The sequence below is a fragment of the Candidatus Endomicrobium procryptotermitis genome (genome assembly GCA_031279415.1).
GTDB lineage: Bacteria > Elusimicrobiota > Endomicrobiia > Endomicrobiales > Endomicrobiaceae > Endomicrobium_B > Endomicrobium_B procryptotermitis.
This window is the reverse complement of the sequence record JAITIP010000030.1, coordinates 23,331-46,076: the sequence shown is the minus strand read 5'-3', so window position 1 is coordinate 46,076 and position 22,746 is coordinate 23,331. Positions and strand designations below refer to the sequence as shown.

Here is a 22,746-nt window from a genome sequence, read left to right as displayed (position 1 = left end):
TGAAATCAGTGAAAGAATTTGATATAAAAGGAGATATAAAATGCAGATTAACATTACGGCAAGACATCTTAAACTTACCAGCGCAATTGATTCTTATGTGCGTAAAAAGGTTTCAAAGTCCGGCAAATTCTTTGACGGTGATAGCGTTTGGTCTCATGTTATTTTATCGGTTGAGAAAAACAGACAGATAACGGAAATCAATTTTCATGTCGGCAAGATGACTTTCAGGGCAAAAGAGCAATCTCCCGATCTTTACGCGTCAATAGATCTCACCGTAGATAAACTTGAAAAACAACTCAGAAAGCGGAAAGAAATTTCAAAAATACACAGAAAAGAAAATCTTGAAGTTTCCAAAGAAAAGAAAAGTTCTTTATCGGAAGTGTTTTCTTATGATACCATGGAAGATTCGAGAACGAAAATTTCGGAAATTAAACGCTTTGATTTAAAGCCCGTTAGCATAGAAGAAGCTATAAGTGAAATGGACATTTTGGGATATAAAGTGTATATGTTTTTAAATAGTAAAACCGACAAGGTAAACGCGTTGTACCGCAGTGATGGCGGTTCGCTCATTTTACTTGAACCCGAAGAAGTAAGATAAAAAACGATATAAGAATAATCAGCGGAGGATAGAAAATGAAGATTATGGATTTTTTAAGTTCGGATTCAATTAATGTTGAGCTCAAAGCTACAGACAAGAAATCTGCGATTGTAGAGCTTGTGGAGATGCTGAAAGCTACAAAAAAAGTTAAAAAGACTGATGAAATTATTGAAGTCGTGTTAGAGCGCGAAAAACTCGGTTCCACCGGCATAGGGCAGGGCGTCGCGATTCCGCACGGAAAAACCGACGTTTTACAGGAGCAGGTAGGTGCTCTCGGGATCTCTCATAAAGGCATAGAGTTTAATTCTCTTGACGGTGAGCCAGTTCATATCATTTTTCTTTTGGTAGGTCCGGTTGAAGTCGCGGGGCAGCATCTTAAGGCGCTGTCGAGAATATCTAGGCTTTTTAAAGATAAATTTTTAAGACAGGCTATAAGAGACGCAAAAGCAAAAGAAGAAATAATAAAGATCATACAACAAGAGGACTCTTATTAATGCCGCTTTTGGATGTGGGCACTCTCTTAAAAGAAAAAAGCGAAGATTTAAAGCTTGAACTTTTGACTGGAAAAGGCGGCTTGGACAGAAAAATCACTGTTTCCGATATTAATAGGCCGGGTCTTGCATTTACAGGTTATTTTGAGCATTTTCCTTATGAAAGAACTCAGGTAATAGGAACAGGTGAATATACGTATTTAAGCTCTTTGCCTGGCGAGAAACAGTTTGAGTTTCTTCAAAATATTTTCTCGCATAAAAACTCTACATGTTGCATTTTGACAAGGAATTTGAAACCTTCCGAATTTATGATAAAAGTATTTTCGGATCTTGAAGTGCCTTTAATAAAAACTACTTTAAACTCATCATCATTTATAGGTGACTTGATTTATTATCTTGAAGGGAAACTTGCTTCTTCAATAAAACTACACGGCGTTCTCACAAATGTTTATGGGCTTGGAGTGTTGATAGTCGGAAAAGCCGGGATCGGAAAGTCCGAATGCGCTCTTGAGCTTGTAAAAAGAGGACATATGCTTGTTGCTGACGACATAGTAGATATAAAAAAACGCTCGGGAAGGACTTTGGTCGGTTCGGGACTTGAAATAACTAAACATTTGATTGAAGTAAGAGGCGTGGGCATTATCGACGTCAGAAATCTATTCGGCATAGGGAACATTCTTGATGAATCGCATATTGAGCTAGTAATAAAACTCGAAGAGTGGGAATCGGTTAAAAAGTACGAAAGAGTGGGAATCGACGAATATTTTGCAGATATACTTGGGGTAAGAGTTCCAGAAGTTACTATTCCCGTAGGACCGGGAAGAAATCTTGCAATATTGGTTGAAACTGCCAGCCTTAACCAGAGGCTTAAAAATAAAGGTCTTTTTACGGCGAAAGATTTAAGCAATAAACTTCAAAAAATCATTTCTACAAAAGAAAAAATATGAAGACAAAGTTCTATATAGTATCGGGCATGTCGGGCGCGGGGAAAAGCCAGGCGCTCAAAATTTTTGAAGATTTTGGTTTTATCTGTGTTGACAATATGCCTCTTCAAATGACGGGAGATTTCATTGACATATGCTTGAAAAATCCGGAAAAATATAAAAATGTGGCAATGAGCGTGGATGCCAGAGCAGGAAAGTCGATAAATTCCATCACGGACATTCTTAAAATATTAAAGAATAAAAAGATAGATTACAGAATAATTTTTTTTAATTCCGATAAAAACGTTCTTATCAAAAGATATTCCGAAACGCGGCGGAAACATCCACTTAGCAATTCTGTTATGGAGGGTATAAAACTTGAAAGAAAAGTGATAGATAAAATTTTTGTAATAGCGGATGAAGTTATCGATACATCGAATATGACCATCGGAGAACTTAAAGACAGGATTTCAAAGTTTACGGGGACGTCCGCAAAAAAAGAAAATTTAAATATTTCAGTAACTTCTTTCGGTTATAAATACAGCATTCCTTCTGATGCTGACATAGTTTTTGATGTGCGTTTTATCACTAATCCCAACTATGTGCATGAGTTGAAATTTAAAACGGGATGCGACAAAGCGGTAAAAGATTACATAAGAAAACAAAAAGAATTTTTGTCTTTTTTCAATATATTTTCAAAACTTATAGAAAAAACTCTTCCAGGATATATTAAAGAAGGAAAAAGTCATCTTACGATAGCCGTTGGTTGTACGGGCGGAAGGCACAGGTCGGTTTTTACTGTGGAAGAGCTTGCAGATTTTTTGAAAAACAGAAAATATAAGGTAAATGTCAGTCACAGAGATATTTTACGTGGAAAATAATGTGGAAAATTTAAGCATTGCCGCTTTGGGTGGAGGAAGTGGGTTATCGACACTTCTGAGAGGATTGAAAAAATATTTCGGCGACATCGTTGCCATAGTTAATGTTGCAGACGACGGTGGAAGTTCGGGGATACTCAGAAGTGAATTGGGAGTGCTGCCTCCGGGCGATATAAGAAATTGTCTGGTCGCTCTTTCGGAAGAGGAAAGCTTGATGTCGAGGCTTTTTCAATACAGGTTTCCCGCCAAAGGAACTCTCGCAGGGCATTCGTTTGGCAATTTGTTTTTGACTGCGATGTCCGCAATTTCCGGTGGATTTGACAATGCCATAGCCAAAAGCGGAGAAGTGTTGGCGATAAGAGGGAAAGTTTTGCCTGCGACTCTTTCAAACATCACTCTGGAAGCAGAACTTGAAAACAGGGAAATAATAAGAGGCGAAAGTCTGATATCAAAAGCGAACAAAAGAATCGGAAGAATAACGCTGGATCCTTTTTATCCACCTGCTGCACCTGAAGTGCTGGAAACATTGAAAAATGCCGACGTTATGATTTTCGGACCTGGCTCTTTGTATACTTCAATAATAGTTAATTTCTTGATAGACGGCGTTGTTGACGCGGTAAAATCGTCCAGAGCTTATAAAATATACGTATGCAATATTATGACGCAGCCCGGAGAAACTACAGATTATAAACTCTCCGATCATATTAATGCGATAGAAAAGCATTCTTATGAAGGAATCATAGATTGCGTTTTGATCAACAGAGGAAAAATTCCGAATAATGTCGCTGCAAGATATAAAAAATACGGCTCATATCAGGTTGAAGCTGATAAAGTAAAAATAAAGACAGTAAAAAACATCCTGTTTTCCAATGAAATTTACGCCCGCCACGACAGTTTTAAACTGGTAAAAGCTTTAATGAAAATAATTAAGGAAAATAGGAAATGATTAAAATTATTATTGTCGCTCACGGGGAACTTGCACAGAAACTTTTGAGTTCTGCCGAGATGATTGCGGGAAAACATCCGAATATTTATGCTTTAAACAGAGGATCACAGGATAGTCTTGCCAATATGCAGGTAAAAATTGACTCTTTGCTTAAAAATATAAGCGATGAAGATGGGGTCTTGATTCTTACGGATATGATTGGCGGAACGCCATGTAATGCAGCAGCGCCGACGTGCAGATCTTTTAATACGGAAATTTTGGCTGGGGTAAATCTTCCTATGGTGTTGTCAGCTTTATTTGCTGTCAAGACGGCAAAAGACGTTTCCGAGCTTGCCGATAAAGTGTTTATCGATGGACAGAAAAGCGTAATTAATGTAAAAAAGATGCTGCTTAGCAAGATGAAATAAAAGGGGTATTTGTTTATGACGATTGAACTTGTAAGAATTGACGATCGGCTTGTGCATGGTCAAATAGTTCAAGGATGGCTTAAAGTTATAGACATAAATAAAATTGTTGTAGTGTCCGATGAAGTAGCCAACGACCGCATGCAGCAGATGCTTTTGACGATGGCGGTTCCGAGCAATGTCGAGCTGGAGATAGAAACGGTAGAAGACGTTTCCGTTAACGCTTTATACGGAAAATATGACAGAACAAAAACGATGTTTCTTTTTTCGAACCCTTCCGATGTTTTGGATATGATAGAAAATGGCGTCGGAATCAAATCGGTAAATGTAGGCGGCATGCATTTTTCTGATGGGAAAAAACAGCTTCTTTGCAATTTGTCTGTAGACAATAAAGACGTAGAGGCTTTAGAAAAAATTCACCACAAGGGAATTGAAATAGAAGGAAGAATTTTACCGGATGACGACAGAATAGATGTTTTCCGTATAATCGAAAAGGAATGTGCATTAAATAACAGGTAAATTAAAATGAGCAAGGTAAAATTTATTTTTTGTACGCACAATCATCAGCCCGTAGGAAATTTTGGCTGGGTTTTTGAAAAAGCTTATCAGGTTTCGTATAAACCTTTTATGCAGGTCATGCTTAATCATCCATCGATAAAATGGAGCATGCACGCCAGTGGCATGCTTTGGGAGTATATGTCTAAAGAACATCCCGATTACATAAAAAATGTCAAAAAGCTTGTCTCTTCCGGAAATTTGGAAATTCTTTCCGGAGGATATTATGAGCCTATAATGGTTTCGATTCCGGACAGAGATAAAATAGGGCAGATAAAAAAGCTTACGAATTATTTAAAAAATAAATTTGGATGCGAAGAAGCTAACGGTGTATGGCTTGCTGAAAGAGTCTGGGAGCCGGGATTTGCAAAATTTTTGTGTGAAGCGGGAATAGAGTACACGGTGCTTGATGACGCTTCTTTTGCCGCTGCCGGAATGGATGCTGAAAATTTAAGAGGATATTATACTACCGAAGAGCAGGGATACCGCTTAAATATTTTTCCGATAAGTCAAAGATTGAGGTATTTGATTCCTTTTCAATCTATAGAAAACACCCTAAACTATTTCAAAAGCATTGTTTCGCAACCGGCTGAACAATATCACATTTTGGTTATGGCCGATGACGGTGAAAAATTCGGCATGTGGCCGGGCACAAACAAACACGTCTATGAAAACGGCTGGCTTGAAAAATTTCTTGCCGTTCTCGAGGAAAATTCTGATATAGTCGAAACTGCCGGTTTTTCGGAAATTTTAAAGATGCAGAAATCCTCCGGAAGGGTTTATCTGCCTTGTGCTTCGTATTTTGAAATGTCCGAATGGGCGCTTCCTTCTGATACTCAGCAAAAGTTCGAAAATGTTTTGGGAAGATATGGTACAGATAATGAAGCCAGAATATTTTTGCGCGGCGGTTTTTGGCGTAATTTTTTGAGCAAATATGATGAATCAAATAATATGCACAAAAAAATGTTGTATGTAAGCGATAAAATAAAAAAATATATGGACAATAAAAAGCCTAATTCGGAAAAAGTTCTGGACAGCTTATATTCTGGACAGTGCAATTGCGCTTACTGGCACGGTGTTTTCGGCGGCTTGTATCTTCCTCATTTAAGAAATGCCGTTTACAATTCTTTGCTTCAAGCGGAAAATACGTATAATAAGTCGTTTTTAAAACATCCGTCATGGACGGTTTTTGATTTTGATTGTGATATGGAAGATGAATATTTATATGAAAGCAAGAGCCAGAATATATACGTTAAAGCAGGACTTGGCGGCGGAATTTTTGAGTTTGATATTTTAAAGATAAATCACAATCTTCTAGACGTACTTACGAGACGGTATGAATCTTATCATAAAAATCTCCGCGATAATATTGCCAATGCCGTTATTGCTAACGATAATGAACAGGAAGCGCATACCATTCATAGTAATGAAGTCAAAGTAAAAGAAGCCGGGCTTGACAAATATCTTTCGTATGATTGGCACAGAAGAATTTCTTTAGTTGATCATTTTCTTGCAATAGAAACTAAACGTGAGGATTTTGCTTTTGTTAGGTTTCAGGAGCTGGGAGATTTCGTACTTGGAAAATATAAAGCCAAAATTTCTTATCCAAAGCTTATATTGGAAAGAATCGGGAAAGTATCGGGCAGCGATATAAAATTAATTAAAACAATAATTCCTTCTCAATGCGGGTATAGTGTGCATTATGAAATAATAAATATCTCTGAGTGGGAAATTGATTTGTGTTTTGCTCCAGAACAGGTTTTTGCTTTTTCTTCAAAAACCGGTGATGATAACGCCGATTTAAAAGATATATCGGTATGGAAGCGATATGATGATTTTTTTAAAATCGAAGTTGAAATCACTTTATCGCAAAAATGCGATATGTGGATTGTTCCGATAGAGACTGTTTCGAATTCCGAAAGTGGTTATGAAAAAACTTATCAGGGAAGTGCTGCCGTAGCATTGGTAAGGAAATCGTTAAAGCCTGAAGAATCTTTTAATTTTGAGATAGAAACGTCGGTACATATAAAAATATGATCATAGAAAACATTGTAATTTTGGCGTTTATTGCCGCTGTTTGCAGTATGGACGTTACGGCATTCGGACAGTTTATGATATGTCGTCCTATTTTTTGCGCTCCGCTATTCGGTTATCTTATGGGAGACATAAGCATAGGTCTTTGGATAGGAATGATAGTTGAAATGGTATGGATTAACTCGATACCTTTGGGAACTGCAGTGCCTATTGATATTGCGTCAATCAGCATAAACGCGACATTTTGGGCATGCAAATATTATCCTTCAATACAAGAAGCCGCAATTTGCGCATTACTGTTTGCCGTTCCATTCGCTTATTTTTATAAAGAAATAGACATCAATGGAAGAAATATGAATATAAGAATTATGAAATGGGTTGAAAATGGTATTAAAGAAGGGAAAGAATGGAAAATTAATGCAGGAGTATTTTTTAGTTTGTTTTTATTTTTGTTGAGAGCTTTTATTTTTTATCTTATAGTAATGTTTTTGGGCGGCGTAATATTTCAGCTTATATATTTGCAGATTCCGGCTTTTGTGATAGCTGGATTAAAAAAGGCATGGTATCTTCTTCCAATTTTAGGGTTTGGTTCGGTCCTGTATAATTTTAAAAATATCCGACTTCCCTTTATTAAAAGGTAAAAATGTTTAAAATATATGGAAAAATGTTTCTAAAAACTTTTTTTATACAAGCTTTGTGGAATTTTGAAAGGCTTCAAAATATAGGTTTTCTTTTTATATTGAAGCCTTTTTTGGATAAGGTTTATTTAAATCCTGATAGAAAAAAAGAAGCGCTTATGCGACATACGGGTTTTTTTAATACACATCCTTACATGGCAAATATAATAGTTGCCATAGCTGCAAATGCCGAAAAAGAAATAGCCGAAGACGAAGGTATGGGCAAAAAACTGCCGGACGTTAATTTTATAAAAAGCGTTATGTCAGGTCCCTTGGCAGCAATAGGAGATTCATTTTTCTGGGGCACGCTGCGTCCGCTTACAGCTTTTTTGAGCATTTTTTTCGTGATTTTGTTTTCGCGGGTTTTAGATCCCGCTTATTGCTGGATTGTGCCTTTGATTTTTTTGTTTACTTACAACTGCGTGCATATACCGATTAGATACTGGCTTTTTTTTATAAGCTTCAAGCTTGACAGAGAAATGCTTATAGTAATCCCTAAACTTGAAATTAAATTTCTAGGAGATATGTCCAGATATGCCGGTCTTCTTTTAGTGATTGCCTCTTTGGTTGTTTATTTTATGATTTTTGTTAGCCCACTAAGTACGAATTTTTTTGCAGCAAAAGTGCCGGACACTCTTATATTCGGAACACTGCTTGTTTTCTCGATGATTTTCGGACGTTTGAGTGCGACTTTTATGTTTTACAGCGTAGTTTTACTGTGCGTGTTAATCTCATATTTAGGATTATGAAATGAAAGAAAAAATAATTAAGGTTTCAAACAAAATGGGGCTGCATGCCAGACCTGCGGCTAAGCTTGTGCAGACTTCTTCAAAATTTCAGTCAAACGTCAAAATTTTAAAAGATGATTTTGAAGTTGACGCCAAAAGCATTATGGGAGTAATGACTTTGGCGGCGGCGTTCGGCAGCGAACTTAAATTTGTAGCGGAAGGACCTGACGAAATAGAAGCTTTGAATTCCATAGAAGAACTTTTTAATTCGGATTTGGTGGAATAGGAGAAAATATGCACTTAACAAAGAAAAATATTATTTTAAAAGGTGTTGCGGCCTCTCCAGGCATAGCTATCGGAAAGGTATTTTTGCTTGAAGATGATGAATATTTTCTTATACACAAAGAAATACCGAAAAATGAGCGCGCCGGTGAATTAAAACGTTTAGACGAAGCCATCGAAAAAACGAGAGCCGAACTTAAAACGACATATCAGAAAATCAACAGTCTTTTGGGTGAAAATTATGCGAAAATCGCCGATGTTCACTTAATGATTCTTGACGATCCTGTGATGAAAAAAGATGTCGTAAAAATGGTGGAAGATGGAGTGAACGCCGAGTATGCCGTATTTAAAGTTTTGGATAAAATCATACGCTCTTTTGACGCCATAGAAGATGACTACTTCAGGGAAAGAAAACAAGATATACAAGACGTTACAAAAAAAATACTTGAAAATCTGCTGGGTAAAGAAAAGAGAACTCTTTCAAATATTGATAATGAGTCGATAGTCGTTTCGCATAATCTGACTCCGGCGGACACCGTGGCAATAAGAGAAAAATTCGTTAAAGCTTTTGCGACCGATATAGGTGGTAAAACCTCGCATACGGCCATTGTGGCGCAAAGCCTTGAAATACCGGCGGTCGTAGGATTAAGAAGCATTTCGGCAAACGCATTGTCGGGAGGCGTGATTATCGTTGACGGAAATCAGGGGCTTGTAATATTAAATCCTACCGAAGAGACGATAGCCAATTATAAAAAAGAACTTGACATACAGGCGGCAAAAAGCAAAGAGCTTGCAAAACTGAAAGATTTGCCTGCGGAAACTACAGATAAACATACAGTGCAGCTTTTGGCAAATATAGACAACCCCGATGAAGTAAAATCCGTTATAAATAACGGAGCAAGCGGAATAGGTCTATACAGAAGCGAGTTTATGTTTTTTAACCGCAGCACTATGCCTTCGGAAAAAGATCATTATCAAAGCTATATGGAAGTCGCTAAAATGATGATGCCTCACAGCGTTATTGTCAGAAGCATAGATTTGGGAGGAGACAAGCTTACCAATCTTGGATTTTTAAATATGAAAAGAGAGCAGAACCCTTTTATGGGACTGCGCGCGATAAGACTTTGTTTAAAATATCCAGAAATATTTATCGATCAGCTGAGAGGAATTTTAAGAGCTTCAGCTGAAGGCAAAATAAAGCTTATGTATCCGATGATTTCCGGGCTTGAAGAACTCAGGGAAGCAAATAAGATACTTGAAAAAGTGAAAAAGAGCCTGCATTCAGAAAATATCAAATTCGATGAAAACATAGAAGTCGGAGCGATGATAGAGGTTCCTTCCGCTGCGATTATCGCGGATGTTCTGTCAAAAGAGCTGGATTTTATTTCCATAGGAACAAATGATCTCATCCAATATACTCTTGCGGTTGACAGAGTAAACGAAAATGTCACGCATTTGTACGAACCTTCACATCCTGCTATTTTAAGGCTTATAAAAAGAATAATAGATGCAGGGCATGACTCCGGAATAGACGTAGGTATGTGTGGAGAAATGGCCGGCGATCCTTACTACGCTATTCTGTTATTGGGAATGGGGCTTGATGAATTCAGCGTTTCTCCGGCGCAGATACCGAAAATTAAAAAAGTCATAAGAAGCATTTCTTATGAAGATGCAAAGGAAGCGGCAGACCAGATTTTAAAATGTAAGGATAAAGAGTCGATAACTAAAATTATGAAAAAATTAAAAAGCAAAGAAATGTATTAGGCAGGTGGGAAAATAAAAAGCAATGTCTAACATAAGAAATTTTTGTATTATAGCGCACATCGATCACGGTAAGAGCACTTTGGCCGATAGGCTTCTTGAATATACAGGAACAATATCCAAAAGAGAGATGAAAGATCAGATTCTTGACGGAATGGAGCTTGAAAGGGAAAGAGGGATTACAATTAAAGCGAAAGCCGTAAGAATGAATTATACTGACAAAAACGGAAAAAAATATATTTTAAATCTTATAGACACTCCGGGTCATGTCGATTTTACCTATGAGGTTTCGCGCGCTCTTGCGGCATGTGAAGGAGCTCTTTTGGTAATAGACGCCACACAAGGCGTTGAAGCACAGACGCTTGCCAATACCATGCTTGCAAAAAACGCGAGCCTCAAAATAATTCCAGTTATAAATAAAATCGATTTGCCTACCGCTGACGTTGACAGCACTTACGAGCAGATGAAAGAAGGTTTGAACGTTGATGCAGAGCCGATACTCGCAAGTGCGAAAGAAGGGATAGGCATCGACGAAATCGTATATTCCATCGTTGAAAACATTCCTCCGGCAAAAGTTGTCTTAGACGAACCTTTGTCTGCAATAATTTTTGATTCGTTTTATGATTCCTACAGGGGCGTTATTGTCATAATAAGAGTTTTTGATGGAAGTATCCGAAAAGGAATGAAAATAAGATTTATAGCTTCTGATGTGGAATATGACGTTTTGGAAGTCGGATATATGAGAATAAGGCCGATTGAGTCCGACAGTTTGTCTTCGGGAGAAGTCGGATACATGGTTGCTGGAATAAAAGACATACACGACATAAAAATTGGAGACACGATAACCGACAGCGCAAAACCTACGAAAAATCAGCATCCGGGATATAAAGAAATACATCCTTTTGTTTTTGCTGGTTTATATCCTAACAGCACTTCCGATTATGATGCATTAAAAAGTGCTTTGGAAAAACTGAGACTTTCTGATTCCTCTTTGGTTTATTTTCCAGAAACCTCAGTAGCATTGGGATTTGGTTTCAGATGTGGCTTTCTGGGTTCTCTTCATCTTGAGATAGTCAAAGAAAGACTCGAAAGGGAGTTTGGGTTGAGCCTTTTGGTGACATCGCCGAATGTCGTGTATAAAGTCAAAACGCTTAAAGGTCAGTTTGTAACTATAGATAATCCCGCTAAATTTCTTAACAACTCAGAAATTTCAGAAATTTGGGAACCTTATGTCGAGGCGGCAATTATCTCCCCAGTAGATTATCTCGGCGCTATTTTAGATTTGTGCCAGAAAAGAAGGGGAAAACAAATACAAATGAAATATCTGAATGCAAAAATAATAGTACTGAAATATCATCTACCTCTTGCGGAAATAATAGTCGGTTTTTACGATGCATTAAAGTCAGTGTCAAAAGGGTATGCCTCTTTTGATTATGAGCATATAGAGCCGCAGCCTGGAGATTTAGTTAAACTTGAAATTATGATTAACGGAGAAGTCGTTGATGCTTTTACCGTTATAGTACATAAAGACAAAGTGCAAAATGCCGCGCATTATCTTACGGAAAAACTACGCGGAATAATTCCGAGACATATGTTTGAAATTCCAATACAGGCAAGAGTAAACAATAAAATTATAGCTAGAGAAACGATTTCTGCCGTAAGAAAAGACGTTTTGGCAAAATGTTACGGTGGAGACATAACGAGAAAAAGAAAACTGCTGGAAAAACAGAAAGAAGGAAAACGTAAAATGAGACAGTTCGGGAGAGTAGAGATTCCACCTGAAGCGTTTATTGCCGTATTAAAAATAGATGATTGACAGAAATTGATTTCGTACTAAAGGAGAAAAAATGGAAGTTAAACTTTTTATCGCGGGTTGTATTCTTTTCTGTGTTGCAATGTTTATGCTGTTGATAAAGAATAAGTTTACGGGAAAAGTTTCACAGAGTTTGTTTAAAAACGTTTATTCGTGGGTAGATACGGCATGGTCTGCTCTCATAATAGCGTCAATTTTAATGTTTTTCTTTATTCAGGCTTTCAAAATTCCTTCCGGAAGCATGAGAACAACTCTTCTTGAAGGAGATCATCTATTTGTAAATAAATTCATTTATGGTTTTCATGTGCCTTTCAGCGATGGTAAGAGAATTTTTGCCATAAAAAACATTGTAAGAGGAGATATAGTCGTTTTCAAATGTCCGACTCAAGCTTTGACTGTATCGGAAAGAGAAGCGGGAATTAAGAAAGATTATATTAAAAGATGTGTCGCCGTTGCGGGAGATATAGTCGAGATAAAAGATAAAAAACTATTTGTCAATGGAGTACCGGTTGACGAGCCATATATAAGCTATTCAGATCCGTCTATTTTTCAAAGTTTTAACCTATTCAACAGTGAAACAGAATATCAGCAGGCATGGGAAAACGGTAAGTTTACAACAGTTCCTCCAACTTTTATGAGAGACAATTTTGGACCCGTCGCCGTTCCAGCAAATTCGTACATGATGCTTGGTGATAATAGGGATTATTCTTTTGATTCACGCTTTTGGGGACCTTTGCCAGATAAATATATAAAGGGAAAGGCGCTACTTCTTTATTGGCCTTTAAAACGCATAAGAATAATATAAGAATAGAGGAGGAAATCATGAGCTGGATAATATGGATTATTGCTGCCCTAATTCTTGCGATTCTTGAAATTGCCACCGTGTCTTTATTTTTCTTTACTTGTCTTGCGGCAGGTTCGATTTTTGCGGGAATAGCTTCCGTTTTGGGAGCGGGAATATGGATTCAGATAATAATATTTTCTGTCGCGTCAGTACTTTCAGTTTTGTTTATAAGACCTCTTTTAAAAAAATATATGAAAAATGTCAATACGGAGAAATCCAATATTGATGCGATAATAGGGAAAGAGGCCATAGCTACGGAAAAAATTTCCAAAAAAACTCAAGGTTTTGTGAAAGTTATGGGTGAGATATGGAGCGCTTTTTCTGAAAGTGAAGAGATAGAAAAAGGGAGTATTGTGGAAATAATTTCTGTAAAAGGAACAAGAGTTATAGTAAGGAAAAAATGAATTTTTAAGGAGGTGTTTATGGGAAGCGGGATACTGATGTTAATTTTAGTAATTGTTTTTGCGGTTATTATTTTAGTTGCAAGTTCGGTAAACATTATAAGGCAGCATGAAAAGGGTCTTGTGGAAACTTTGGGAAAATACAGTAAAACTGAAGATCCGGGAGTAGCGATTATCATTCCTTTCTTCCAGAATCTTAGAAAAGTCGACATGAGAGAACAGGTTATTGACGTCCCACCTCAAAGTGTTATAACTAAAGATAACGTTACAGTAGTTGTTGACGCTATTATTTATTTTCAGATAACCGACCCTTTCAGAGTCGTCTATAATATCGCGAATTTTGCTCTTGCGGCTTTAAAGCTTGCGCAGACAAATCTTAGAAATGTTATAGGTGATATGGAATTGGACAGTACTCTTACGTCAAGAGAAAAGATAAACACGCAATTGAGAGTCGTTATGGATGAGGCTACTGATAAATGGGGCGTTAAAGTTACAAGAGTTGAAATACAGAAAATCGACCCGCCAAGAGATATTACCGATGCAATGTCAAAACAGATGAAAGCCGAAAGAGAAAAGAGGGCGAATATTCTGGAAGCCGAAGGTTTGAGGCAGGCTGCGATTCTTAAAGCTGAAGGAACAAAACAAGCTGTTATTCTTGAAGCGGAAGCGACGAAAGAAAAGCAGGTTCTTGAAGCTACAGGCGAAGCAGAAGCCATCAGGAAAGTTGCCGAAGCCGAAAAATATCAAATTGAGGTAGTGTACAATGCAATCCATGACGGAAACCCCACGAATGATCTTATCGCGATAAAATATCTTGAAGCTCTGTCTAAAGTTGCCGATGGAAAAGCAACTAAAATATTTTTGCCTTTGGAAACTACTGGAGTTACAGCTTCAATAGGCGGTATTGCGGAGCTTTTTAAAGATCCTGCAAAACTTCCAAAAATAGTGGAAAAATAAATGTGTTCAAAAGTGCCGTCTAGAAAAACGGCGCTTTTTTATATGCTCGGATTATATATTCACATACCATTTTGCAAACAAAAATGTTTTTACTGTGATTTTTTCTCCGTTGAATACGAAGAAAAAAAAGCTTCACAGTATGTGCAATCGCTGTCTATGCACTGTGGGCAGCATAAAAACAGAAAAATTGACACCGCTTATATCGGAGGAGGCACTCCTTCAGTACTTTCCGAGAGACAAATCTCAACGCTTCTTAAAGCCGTAAATGATAATTTCGAAACGAGATCGTTAAAAGAGTTCACTTTTGAATTAAACCCAGAATCTACGTCATGCGATAAACTTAAAATTCTTAAAGAATTTGGGGTAAATAGGCTGAGCATGGGACTTCAGTCGGTTGATGACGAGATGTTGAAAAAAATAGGTAGAGTTCATAATTTTGCTACATTCGAAAAAGCCTATGAATCCGCCGTTAAATCTGGATTTGACAATTTTAATTTGGATTTGATTTACGGTTTACCTGGACAGTCTGTTTCTGATTGGGAGAACGATTTGAACACGGCCGTAAAATTTGGCTGCGGACACGTTTCGCTTTATCCTTTAAATATTGAAGAACATACTCCTTTTTTTAATTCTGGCATTTCTGTTGACGAAGATTTACAGAGAGAGATGTATGAAGTAGCCGTAAAAATTTTGGCTGACAATAGTTTTAATCATTATGAGATATCGAATTGGGCGAAACTCGGAAAAGAATCGCTGCATAATGGCAATTATTGGCGCAACTTTGAATATATAGCTGTCGGTGCGGGTGCCGCCGGCTATGAAAACCGATTCAGATATTTAAACATCATAGACGTTGATAAATATATGGAACTGATTGTGAAAGGATTGCCGGTAAAACAGGAAAATGACTTTATAGATGACACAGATTATGAAGCGGAGGCAATAATGCTTGGACTACGCCTGCTTGATAAAGGCGCCGACATAAATACCTTTAAAAATGAGTCAAACAAAAAAGCTCTTCAAAAGCTTCTCAGGGAAAATAAGCTTATAAATGAAAACGGCAGAGTCAAACTTCCAAAAAATATGATTTTTATCTCAAATGTAATCATGTCGCATTTCATGAAATAGTAAATTTTTTGTGCTTCTAAAGCTTCTTTTTTATCTTAATAAATTATATAATTATTGTTTAATAAAATAATTTATTTAAGGGGAAAATAAATGTTAAAAAGTATTTTGAGCGCAATTTTTGGTTCTCAAAATGAAAGAGACATTAAGGCGATAAAGCCGATAGTGGAAAAAATTAACGAATTGGAGACCTCAATTCAAAAACTTTCTGATGAAGAACTGAAAGCAAAAACAGCGGAGTTCAGGGAAAGACTTACGAAAGGCGAGACTCTCGATGATATTCTTCCTGAAGCTTTTGCATGTGTAAGAGAAGCTTCCATCAGGACTATAGGTCTCAGACATTTTGACGTTCAGCTTATAGGCGGATACATTTTACATAAAGGCAAAATAGCAGAAATGCGTACTGGCGAAGGCAAAACTTTAGTTGCCACGCTCGCTTCGTATTTAAATGCTTTGCCGGGAAAAGGCGTGCATATTGTTACAGTAAATGACTATTTAGCGAAAAGGGATAAAGAGTGGATGGGTTCGATACATGAAAAATTGGGACTTACCGTAGGAAATGTTTCGCATGATATTTCTAATGAAGAAAGGCGGTCGGCTTATAAATGCGATATAACTTATGTTACTAATAACGAGCTCGGTTTCGACTATCTAAGGGACAATATGGTTATTACCAAAGAAGACAGAGTTTTGCGGCCGCTTAATTACGCGATTATAGATGAAGTCGATTCGATTCTAATCGATGAAGCTAGAACGCCTTTGATTATTTCTGGAGCTGGAGATCAGGCAACGGACAAATATTACGTATGCAACAGAATAGTGCCTCTCTTAAAAGGCAGAAAAATCACCGAAGCGGAAGAAATAAAAGCGAAATATGACGGCGTCGATTTGTCCGTCGGATACGATTATTTGGTTGATGAAAAAAATCATACCGTAGTCATGACGGAGCAGGGGATACAAAAAGCCGAAAAAGTTTTGGGAATTAAAAATATTTATGACGATTTGCAGTCGGAATGGGTACATCATTTGACGCAGGCGGTAAGAGCGCATAATTTGTATCACAGAGATGTGGAATATGTCGTAAAAGACGGCGAAGTGATAATCGTTGACGAATTTACAGGGAGGCTTATGCCCGGAAGAAGATGGTCAGACGGTCTTCATCAAGCTGTAGAAGCAAAAGAAAATTTGAAAATAGCCGAAGAGAATCAAACTCTTGCGACGATCACATTTCAGAATTTTTTCAGAATGTATGACAAAATTTCTGGTATGACGGGTACGGCTTCAACGGAATCGGCAGAATTTTGGGAAATTTATAAACTCGGAGTCGTGGAAGTTCCGACGAATAATCCGATGATAAGAAAAGATTTTCCAGATGTAATTTATAAAACTGAGCAGGAAAAAGATGAAGCCATTGTAAATGAGGTTGAACAGTGCTGGAGAAAAGGGCAGCCCGTTTTGGTCGGAACGAGATCGATTGAAAAATCTGAAAAAATCGCTTCAATGTTAAGAAAGAAAGGAATTCCGCATCAGGTTTTAAATGCAAAATATCATGAACTTGAAGCGCAAATTATCGCTCAGGCAGGAGCAAAAAGTGCGGTAACCATAGCGACAAATATGGCGGGAAGAGGTACAGATATAGTTCTCGGTGCGGGAGATCCAGTACAAAATGAAGAAGTTAAATCTTTCGGAGGGCTGCACATAATAGGTACAGAAAGACATGAATCGCGAAGAATCGATAATCAGCTCAGAGGCCGTGCCGGAAGGCAGGGCGATCCAGGTTCTTCTCGGTTTTTTCTCTCTATGGAAGACGAACTGATGAGGCTTTTCGGTTCTGACAGAATGGCTTATATGATGGATAAACTCGGACTTAAAAGGGGTGAAGACATTCAGCATCCGTGGATATCTAAAGCCGTCGAAGGTGCGCAGAGAAAAGTAGAAGGCATGAATTTTGACATAAGAAAACAGCTCATAGATTTCGATAATGTCATGAACAAACAAAGAGAAGCTGTTTACAGACTTAGAAATGAAATTCTTGAAGGCGAAGACGTAACCGACACGATTAAAGACATGATAAATGAGTCCGTTGACGAAAAAGTTCAGCTTTGGGCTTCGGCAAAATATGCAGAAGAATGGGATTGGGCAAGCATAGAAGCCTGGCTGCAAAGAACTTTTACGATAAAATATAAACTGGAAAATGAAGATGCTTTAAATTACATAACTCAAGATGCTTTAAAAGAAGACATTTACGAAAAAGTAATGGAATCTTATGAAAAAAGAAAAGAGCAGCTTACTCCTGAGCTATTATCGCATATTCAGAGAATGGTATTACTGCAAATGATAGATTCTTCATGGAAAGATCACTTGTATGAACTCGATCAAGTGAGAAGAGGAATAGGGTTTAGAGCCTATGCTCAGAAAGATCCAAAAATAGAATATCAGAGAGAGTCTTTTGCCTTGTTTGAGTCGATGATGAAAAGAATAAGAGAAAGCACGATAGAATACATATTTAAAGTTCATGTCGAAATAAGACCGCAGGGAATCATGAAACCGCTTCAGGATGCGGCTTTAAAAGGGCAGGGAAATAAAATTAATCATAATTTAGTCTTGGATAGCAAACAAAATAAAAAAATTAAAGCTGGAGACATAAATAAAATAGGAAGGAACGATCCGTGTCCTTGTGGCAGCGGTAAAAAATATAAAAAATGCTGCGGAGCAAACCTTTAGTTTTGCAGCATAGTTAAGTATTAGGTTTTTATAATGAAATTAAAACAAAAGAATCTTTTCATATTGCTTAGCATATCTACAGGGTTTTTGTCAGCTTTTTCTTTTCCAAAAATAAACCTGTTTTTTTTAATGTGGGCAGCCTTAATTCCTCTTTTTCATATTATTTTTAACTCTTCTGTCAGGCAGTCTTTCTTTTACACTTTTCTGTCCAGCTTGGTTGCAAATATGCTATGCGTTTTCTTTGTTCTCGACAGTGTGCGGCTGTTGTCCGGCAATTATTTTATCGCGTTCTTTTTTTACGGCGCGCTTTGTTTATATTTTTCATTATACTGGGGTATCTGGGGAGCGCTTTCTTCATTTATAAAACGATACTGTTATAAACCGTGGCTTTTTGTACTTGTGTCGGCTTGTCTGTGGGTTGTTCTTGAATATATAAAAACATACGCTTTGACAGGCTGGCCCTGGACATTATTAGGCTACAGCCAATATTTGTTTACATATATAATACAGATAGCGGAATTTACGGGCGTTTACGGCGTTTCTTTTGTCATAATGCTTATAAATGGATTTTTATATTTTGCGGTTTTCAAAAGAAAAAAAACTTATCTGCTTGCCGCGGCAGCTTTATTTGTTTTTGTAGTGATTTTCGGAATATTCAGATACAATTCGTTCAGAAATTTCGGTGATAAAGAATATACCGTGGCAGCTGTACAGTCTAATATCGAACAATATAAAAAACTCGATAATTCGTATAAAACCGAGACAACTTTGAAACTTGAAGAAGCTGCGGAAAAATTGTCAGAAATAGGTGCAGATCTTAACGTATGGTCAGAAAGCGAGATAATAAATCTTATTCCTGCTGACATAGAATCCTATATTTTTGCGGATAAAATTGCAAAAACGGCGGGAGGATTCAATATCATAGGCGCTCCGTATCTTGACGGCACCGGAAGACTGTTCGGAGCAGTATTCTATTTTGACGGCAACGGCGGATATGTTTCGATGCATACAAAAAATCATCTTATCCCTTTCGGCGAATATCTGCCGCTTGGTTTATCGAAATATATTACAATAGGCGCGGATAATATTGATTTAAATAAAGTCAAAGGCTATGACACTGTTGTTTTTACCGATGGAGATATTTACGCAGGTTCTCTGATATGCACGGAAAATTTCTTTCCTGAACTCAGCAGGCGGTTTGTTTTAGCCGGAGCGAAAGTTTTGACAAGCAACAGCAATGATGCATGGTTTTTAGATTCGTCTGGGCCGTACAAACACTTCATGGCAAATGTGATCAGAGCAGTAGAAAGCCGTAAAGCGATAATAGTTGCCGCAAATACTGGAGTTTCAGCCATAATAGACGCATCGGGAAAAATAGCTGTTTCGACGGGCGTTTACGAAAGAGCGATAATAACCGGAACTTTTTACCAAAACGACTATCTGACTTTTTATATGCTTTACGGAGATGTTTTTTCTGTCATTTGTATATTTTTTATTTTCTTTTTTGTCATAATTGTTTTTTTAAGAAGGCATATATTAAAAAATAGCAATGAGACAAATTTATAAATATATTGCATTATGCATATTTACGGGTATTGCGCTCGCTGCATCTTTCCCTAAAACCAATTTTATTTTTTTGACTTGGGTTGCTTTTGTTCCTCTTATTTGCGTAATTTTTAGATCGTCTGCTGTTTCTTCATTTTTTTATGCTTTTTTAGCAGGTGTTGTTTTTAATGCGCAAGCTAACTATTGGCTGGTTGATACCATCTATTTATTTTCCGAAGATTATGCGATTTCAATAATATTTTATACTGCATTTTGTGCTTATTTTGCGGCGTATTGGGGTTTATGGGGACTGTTTTGTGCAATTATAAAAAAATATTGTTCAAAACCCTGGTTATTTATTATTTTGTCCGCATGCTTATGGATAATTATTGAGTATATACGCACTTATATATTGGGACAATGGCCGTGGCTTATTATAAGTTATAGCCAATATTTATTTACATATATTGTACAAATTTCAGAATTTACCGGCATTTATGGAATTTCTTTTGTAATAATACTTATAAATGGCTTGTTGTATTTCGGCATAGCGGATAAAAAAAAATCTTACATTGCCTCGGCAGTGTTTATTTTCTGCGCAGTTCTTATTTTCGGAATAATCAGATACCACTTATTTCAGGATTTTGGAGAAAAAGAACATACTGCAGCCGTGGTGCAATCCAATATAGAACAGTATAAAAAACTTGACAACTCTTATAAGTTGGAAACATCAAAAATTCTTGATGATTTTGCAATCGAATTGTCAAAAATCGGAGCAGATCTTAATGTATGGTCGGAAAGTGAAATAATAAATTTGATTCCTGCCGATGATGTCTCTTACGTATTTGCTGATAAAATCACAAAAACGGCGGGAGGATTCAATATTATAGGAGCTCCGTATTTAGACGGACTGGGAAATCTGTTTAATGCAGTTTTTTATTTTGACGGTGCAGGCGGTTATCGAGATATGCACTTTAAGAATCATCTCATACCTTTTGGTGAATATATGCCTATACCGAGATGGGTAGCGGATTTTTTTGATATAGCTGATAAAAATGATGATTCAATTGAAGGCAGTGATACAAATGTTTTTAGTGACGGCGAACTTTCAGTAGGTGCTTTAATTTGTTCAGAAAATCTGTTTCCCGATATCGTAAGCCGCTTTGTTTTATCGGGAGCAAAGGTTTTAACCAACCATACAAATGATGCATGGTTTCTTGATTCTTCGGCTCCGTATAAACATTTTTCTGCAAATGTTTTCCGAGCGGTTGAAAGCCGCAAAGCGGTAATAATTGCCGCAAATACCGGAGTGTCGGCAATAATAGATGCTTCTGGAAAAATAAACGTTTCTTCAAAAGTTTACGAACGCACATTGATAACAGGGACTTTTTTTCAAAATAATTATAAATCTTTTTATGTGCTTTATGGAGATGTTTTTATAAAAATATGTATTGTTTTTGTCGCGCTTTTTATGGCGGTTACTTTTTTCAAAAGGTATAAATCAAAAAATGGCGCTAAGGCAAACTTGTAAATATATTATATTAAGTACATTGAGCGGAGCTGCACTTGCCGTGTCTTTTCCAAAAATGAATCTGTTCTTTTTAGCATGGATAGCGCTTATCCCTTTAGTCAGCATTTTAATGCATTCCTCTGTACAAAATTCGCTTATATTTGGTTTTGCATCCGGATTTGTTTTTAATGCCGTTGGTCTTTACTGGCTTATTCCTATGCTGAAATTTAACACGGATTCTTATGTCCAGGCTTTTGCCGCTTCGTGTGCGCTTTGGGTGTATCTCAGTTTATATTGGGCAGTCTGGAGTTTTTTTGTTAATGTATCAAAAAGATATTTTTCCTGTACATGGGTTATATCTGTTTTTGCGGCTTGTGCATGGGTGTTGCTGGAATATGCACGCACCTACCTTTTAACTGGTTTTCCATGGATGCTTATAGGATACTCCCAGTATGAATTTACTGAAATAATACAAATAGCGGAATTTAGTGCAGTTTATGGAATATCTTTCTTATTAGTAATATGCAATATGTTTTTTTATTTCTGGATTTCCAGCAATAAAGGAAATAAATATTTATTGACCGCTTTTCTTCTTATTGTCTTGGTTTCTGTTTTTGGCGTGTTCAGACTGGACAAATTTAAGTATTTTGGAGATGAAACTTTTACGGCGGTTATAGTACAGCCTAATGTTGATCAATATAAAAAATGGGATCAAAGTTATAAAGACGATATCTTGTTCGATCTTGAAAAATATGCTTTTGAAGCTTCCGAAGTTAAACCGGATTTGATAGCATGGCCGGAAACTGCTCTGCCGGATTTTTTGCCTTGGGATAAGCAGACATATAAAACGGTAAAAAGAATAACGCAGACTGCGGGAGGATTCAGTATTATAGGTGCTCCATACAGTGATGGAAGCGGCAGATTTTTTAATGCTATTTTTTCTTTCAGGCCTGATGTCGAGGGATATACTGCTATTCACAAAAAAAGTCATCTTGTTCCTTTCGGGGAATATGTTCCTTTTCAAAAGTTTTTAAGTAGGTTTTTCGGAGTCTTAAACGAACTCGGAAATTTTGTAGAAGGAAAAGATGCAAAAATTTTTACCGATAATAAAATATATTCAGGAGCCACTCTTTGTTCGGAAAACTTTTTTCCCGATATTTCCAGAAGGTTCTGCCTTAACGGAGCGAAAGTTTTAACAAATCATACTAATGATGCATGGTTTTTCGACACAGCAGCACCGTATCAGCATTTTATGATGAATATTTTCAGAGCTGTTGAAAACAGAAAAGCTGTGATTATAGCGGCAAATTCCGGAGTTTCCGGGATAATCGAAGCTTCGGGGAGAATTACTAATTCGACTAAAGTGATGAAATCGGCGTTAATAAGTGGAGAATTCCTACAGAATGATTATCTGTCTTTTTATACTTTGCACGGAGATTTGTTCGTAAAATTATGCGCTTTGGTAATGGTTTTTTTATTTATAGTGATACTAATAATTAGGAGTGTACAATGCTTGAAACACAAAAGGAAAGAATCGACGGATTAAGGAG

Annotated in this window: 20 protein-coding genes and 2 pseudogenes; all 22 read left to right on the top strand. The window is 37.0% G+C overall.

Annotation, left to right across the window (positions count from 1 at the left end; translation table 11 throughout):
• Window positions 1-40: 40 nt before the first annotated feature.
• The gene (raiA, locus tag LBD46_05930) at window positions 41-598 is read left to right on the top strand and encodes a ribosome-associated translation inhibitor RaiA (GenBank protein ID MDR2426697.1); all 558 of its coding nucleotides are present in this window, start codon (window positions 41-43) and stop codon (window positions 596-598) included.
• A gap of 35 nt (window positions 599-633) precedes the next feature.
• Entirely contained in the window at window positions 634-1,092 is a 459-nt protein-coding gene (locus LBD46_05925; protein MDR2426696.1) for a PTS sugar transporter subunit IIA, read from the top strand.
• A complete protein-coding gene (gene hprK, locus LBD46_05920; protein ID MDR2426695.1) occupies window positions 1,092-2,036 on the top strand; it encodes an HPr(Ser) kinase/phosphatase in 945 nt (314 codons plus the stop codon). Before LBD46_05925 ends, hprK begins: the two co-directional genes overlap by 1 nt.
• The gene (gene rapZ / locus LBD46_05915; GenBank protein ID MDR2426694.1) at window positions 2,033-2,893 is read left to right on the top strand and encodes an RNase adapter RapZ; all 861 of its coding nucleotides are present in this window, start codon (window positions 2,033-2,035) and stop codon (window positions 2,891-2,893) included. The genes hprK and rapZ overlap by 4 nt, the downstream gene beginning before the upstream one ends.
• Entirely contained in the window at window positions 2,883-3,836 is a 954-nt protein-coding gene (locus LBD46_05910; protein MDR2426693.1) for a YvcK family protein, read from the top strand. The genes rapZ and LBD46_05910 overlap by 11 nt, the downstream gene beginning before the upstream one ends.
• Window positions 3,833-4,243 (top strand): hypothetical protein, encoded by a 411-nt coding sequence (locus LBD46_05905; protein ID MDR2426692.1) that lies wholly within the window; start codon window positions 3,833-3,835, stop codon window positions 4,241-4,243. The genes LBD46_05910 and LBD46_05905 overlap by 4 nt, the downstream gene beginning before the upstream one ends.
• A 15-nt stretch (window positions 4,244-4,258) precedes the next feature.
• Window positions 4,259-4,759, top strand: a complete 501-nt coding sequence (locus tag LBD46_05900) for a PTS sugar transporter subunit IIB (protein ID MDR2426691.1) — start codon at window positions 4,259-4,261, stop codon at window positions 4,757-4,759.
• A 6-nt stretch (window positions 4,760-4,765) separates the two neighbouring features.
• Complete coding sequence (locus LBD46_05895; GenBank protein ID MDR2426690.1) at window positions 4,766-6,832, top strand: DUF1926 domain-containing protein; 2,067 nt, start codon at window positions 4,766-4,768, stop codon at window positions 6,830-6,832.
• Window positions 6,829-7,470: a PTS sugar transporter subunit IIC gene (locus tag LBD46_05890; protein ID MDR2426689.1), complete on the top strand. Its 642-nt coding sequence runs from the start codon at window positions 6,829-6,831 to the stop codon at window positions 7,468-7,470. The genes LBD46_05895 and LBD46_05890 overlap by 4 nt, the downstream gene beginning before the upstream one ends.
• Before the next feature lie 2 nt (window positions 7,471-7,472).
• Complete coding sequence (locus tag LBD46_05885; protein MDR2426688.1) at window positions 7,473-8,255, top strand: PTS system mannose/fructose/sorbose family transporter subunit IID; 783 nt, start codon at window positions 7,473-7,475, stop codon at window positions 8,253-8,255.
• 1 nt (window position 8,256) lies between these two features.
• Entirely contained in the window at window positions 8,257-8,520 is a 264-nt protein-coding gene (locus LBD46_05880; protein MDR2426687.1) for an HPr family phosphocarrier protein, read from the top strand.
• A gap of 8 nt (window positions 8,521-8,528) precedes the next feature.
• Window positions 8,529-10,280 (top strand): phosphoenolpyruvate--protein phosphotransferase, encoded by a 1,752-nt coding sequence (gene ptsP, locus LBD46_05875; protein ID MDR2426686.1) that lies wholly within the window; start codon window positions 8,529-8,531, stop codon window positions 10,278-10,280.
• A gap of 22 nt (window positions 10,281-10,302) precedes the next feature.
• On the top strand, window positions 10,303-12,093 hold the full coding sequence (lepA, locus tag LBD46_05870; GenBank protein ID MDR2426685.1) for a translation elongation factor 4: 1,791 nt from the start codon (window positions 10,303-10,305) through the stop codon (window positions 12,091-12,093).
• A 31-nt stretch (window positions 12,094-12,124) separates the two neighbouring features.
• Window positions 12,125-12,895: a signal peptidase I gene (gene lepB, locus LBD46_05865; GenBank protein MDR2426684.1), complete on the top strand. Its 771-nt coding sequence runs from the start codon at window positions 12,125-12,127 to the stop codon at window positions 12,893-12,895.
• A gap of 17 nt (window positions 12,896-12,912) precedes the next feature.
• A complete protein-coding gene (locus LBD46_05860; protein ID MDR2426683.1) occupies window positions 12,913-13,338 on the top strand; it encodes an NfeD family protein in 426 nt (141 codons plus the stop codon).
• Between the two features lie 18 nt (window positions 13,339-13,356).
• Complete coding sequence (locus LBD46_05855) at window positions 13,357-14,292, top strand: SPFH/Band 7/PHB domain protein (GenBank protein MDR2426682.1); 936 nt, start codon at window positions 13,357-13,359, stop codon at window positions 14,290-14,292.
• Window positions 14,293-15,420, top strand: coding sequence for a radical SAM family heme chaperone HemW (gene hemW / locus LBD46_05850; protein ID MDR2426681.1), 1,128 nt, complete (start codon window positions 14,293-14,295; stop codon window positions 15,418-15,420).
• Between the two features lie 90 nt (window positions 15,421-15,510).
• Window positions 15,511-17,955: pseudogene (gene secA, locus LBD46_05845) on the top strand (preprotein translocase subunit SecA).
• A gap of 84 nt (window positions 17,956-18,039) precedes the next feature.
• Window positions 18,040-18,141: pseudogene (locus tag LBD46_05840) on the top strand (SEC-C domain-containing protein).
• A gap of 33 nt (window positions 18,142-18,174) precedes the next feature.
• Window positions 18,175-19,707, top strand: coding sequence for an apolipoprotein N-acyltransferase (gene lnt, locus LBD46_05835; protein MDR2426680.1), 1,533 nt, complete (start codon window positions 18,175-18,177; stop codon window positions 19,705-19,707).
• Window positions 19,691-21,217 (top strand): apolipoprotein N-acyltransferase, encoded by a 1,527-nt coding sequence (gene lnt / locus LBD46_05830; GenBank protein MDR2426679.1) that lies wholly within the window; start codon window positions 19,691-19,693, stop codon window positions 21,215-21,217. The genes lnt (LBD46_05835) and lnt (LBD46_05830) overlap by 17 nt, the downstream gene beginning before the upstream one ends.
• Window positions 21,195-22,742 (top strand): apolipoprotein N-acyltransferase, encoded by a 1,548-nt coding sequence (lnt, locus tag LBD46_05825; GenBank protein ID MDR2426678.1) that lies wholly within the window; start codon window positions 21,195-21,197, stop codon window positions 22,740-22,742. Before lnt (LBD46_05830) ends, lnt (LBD46_05825) begins: the two co-directional genes overlap by 23 nt.
• Window positions 22,743-22,746 lie beyond the last annotated feature (4 nt).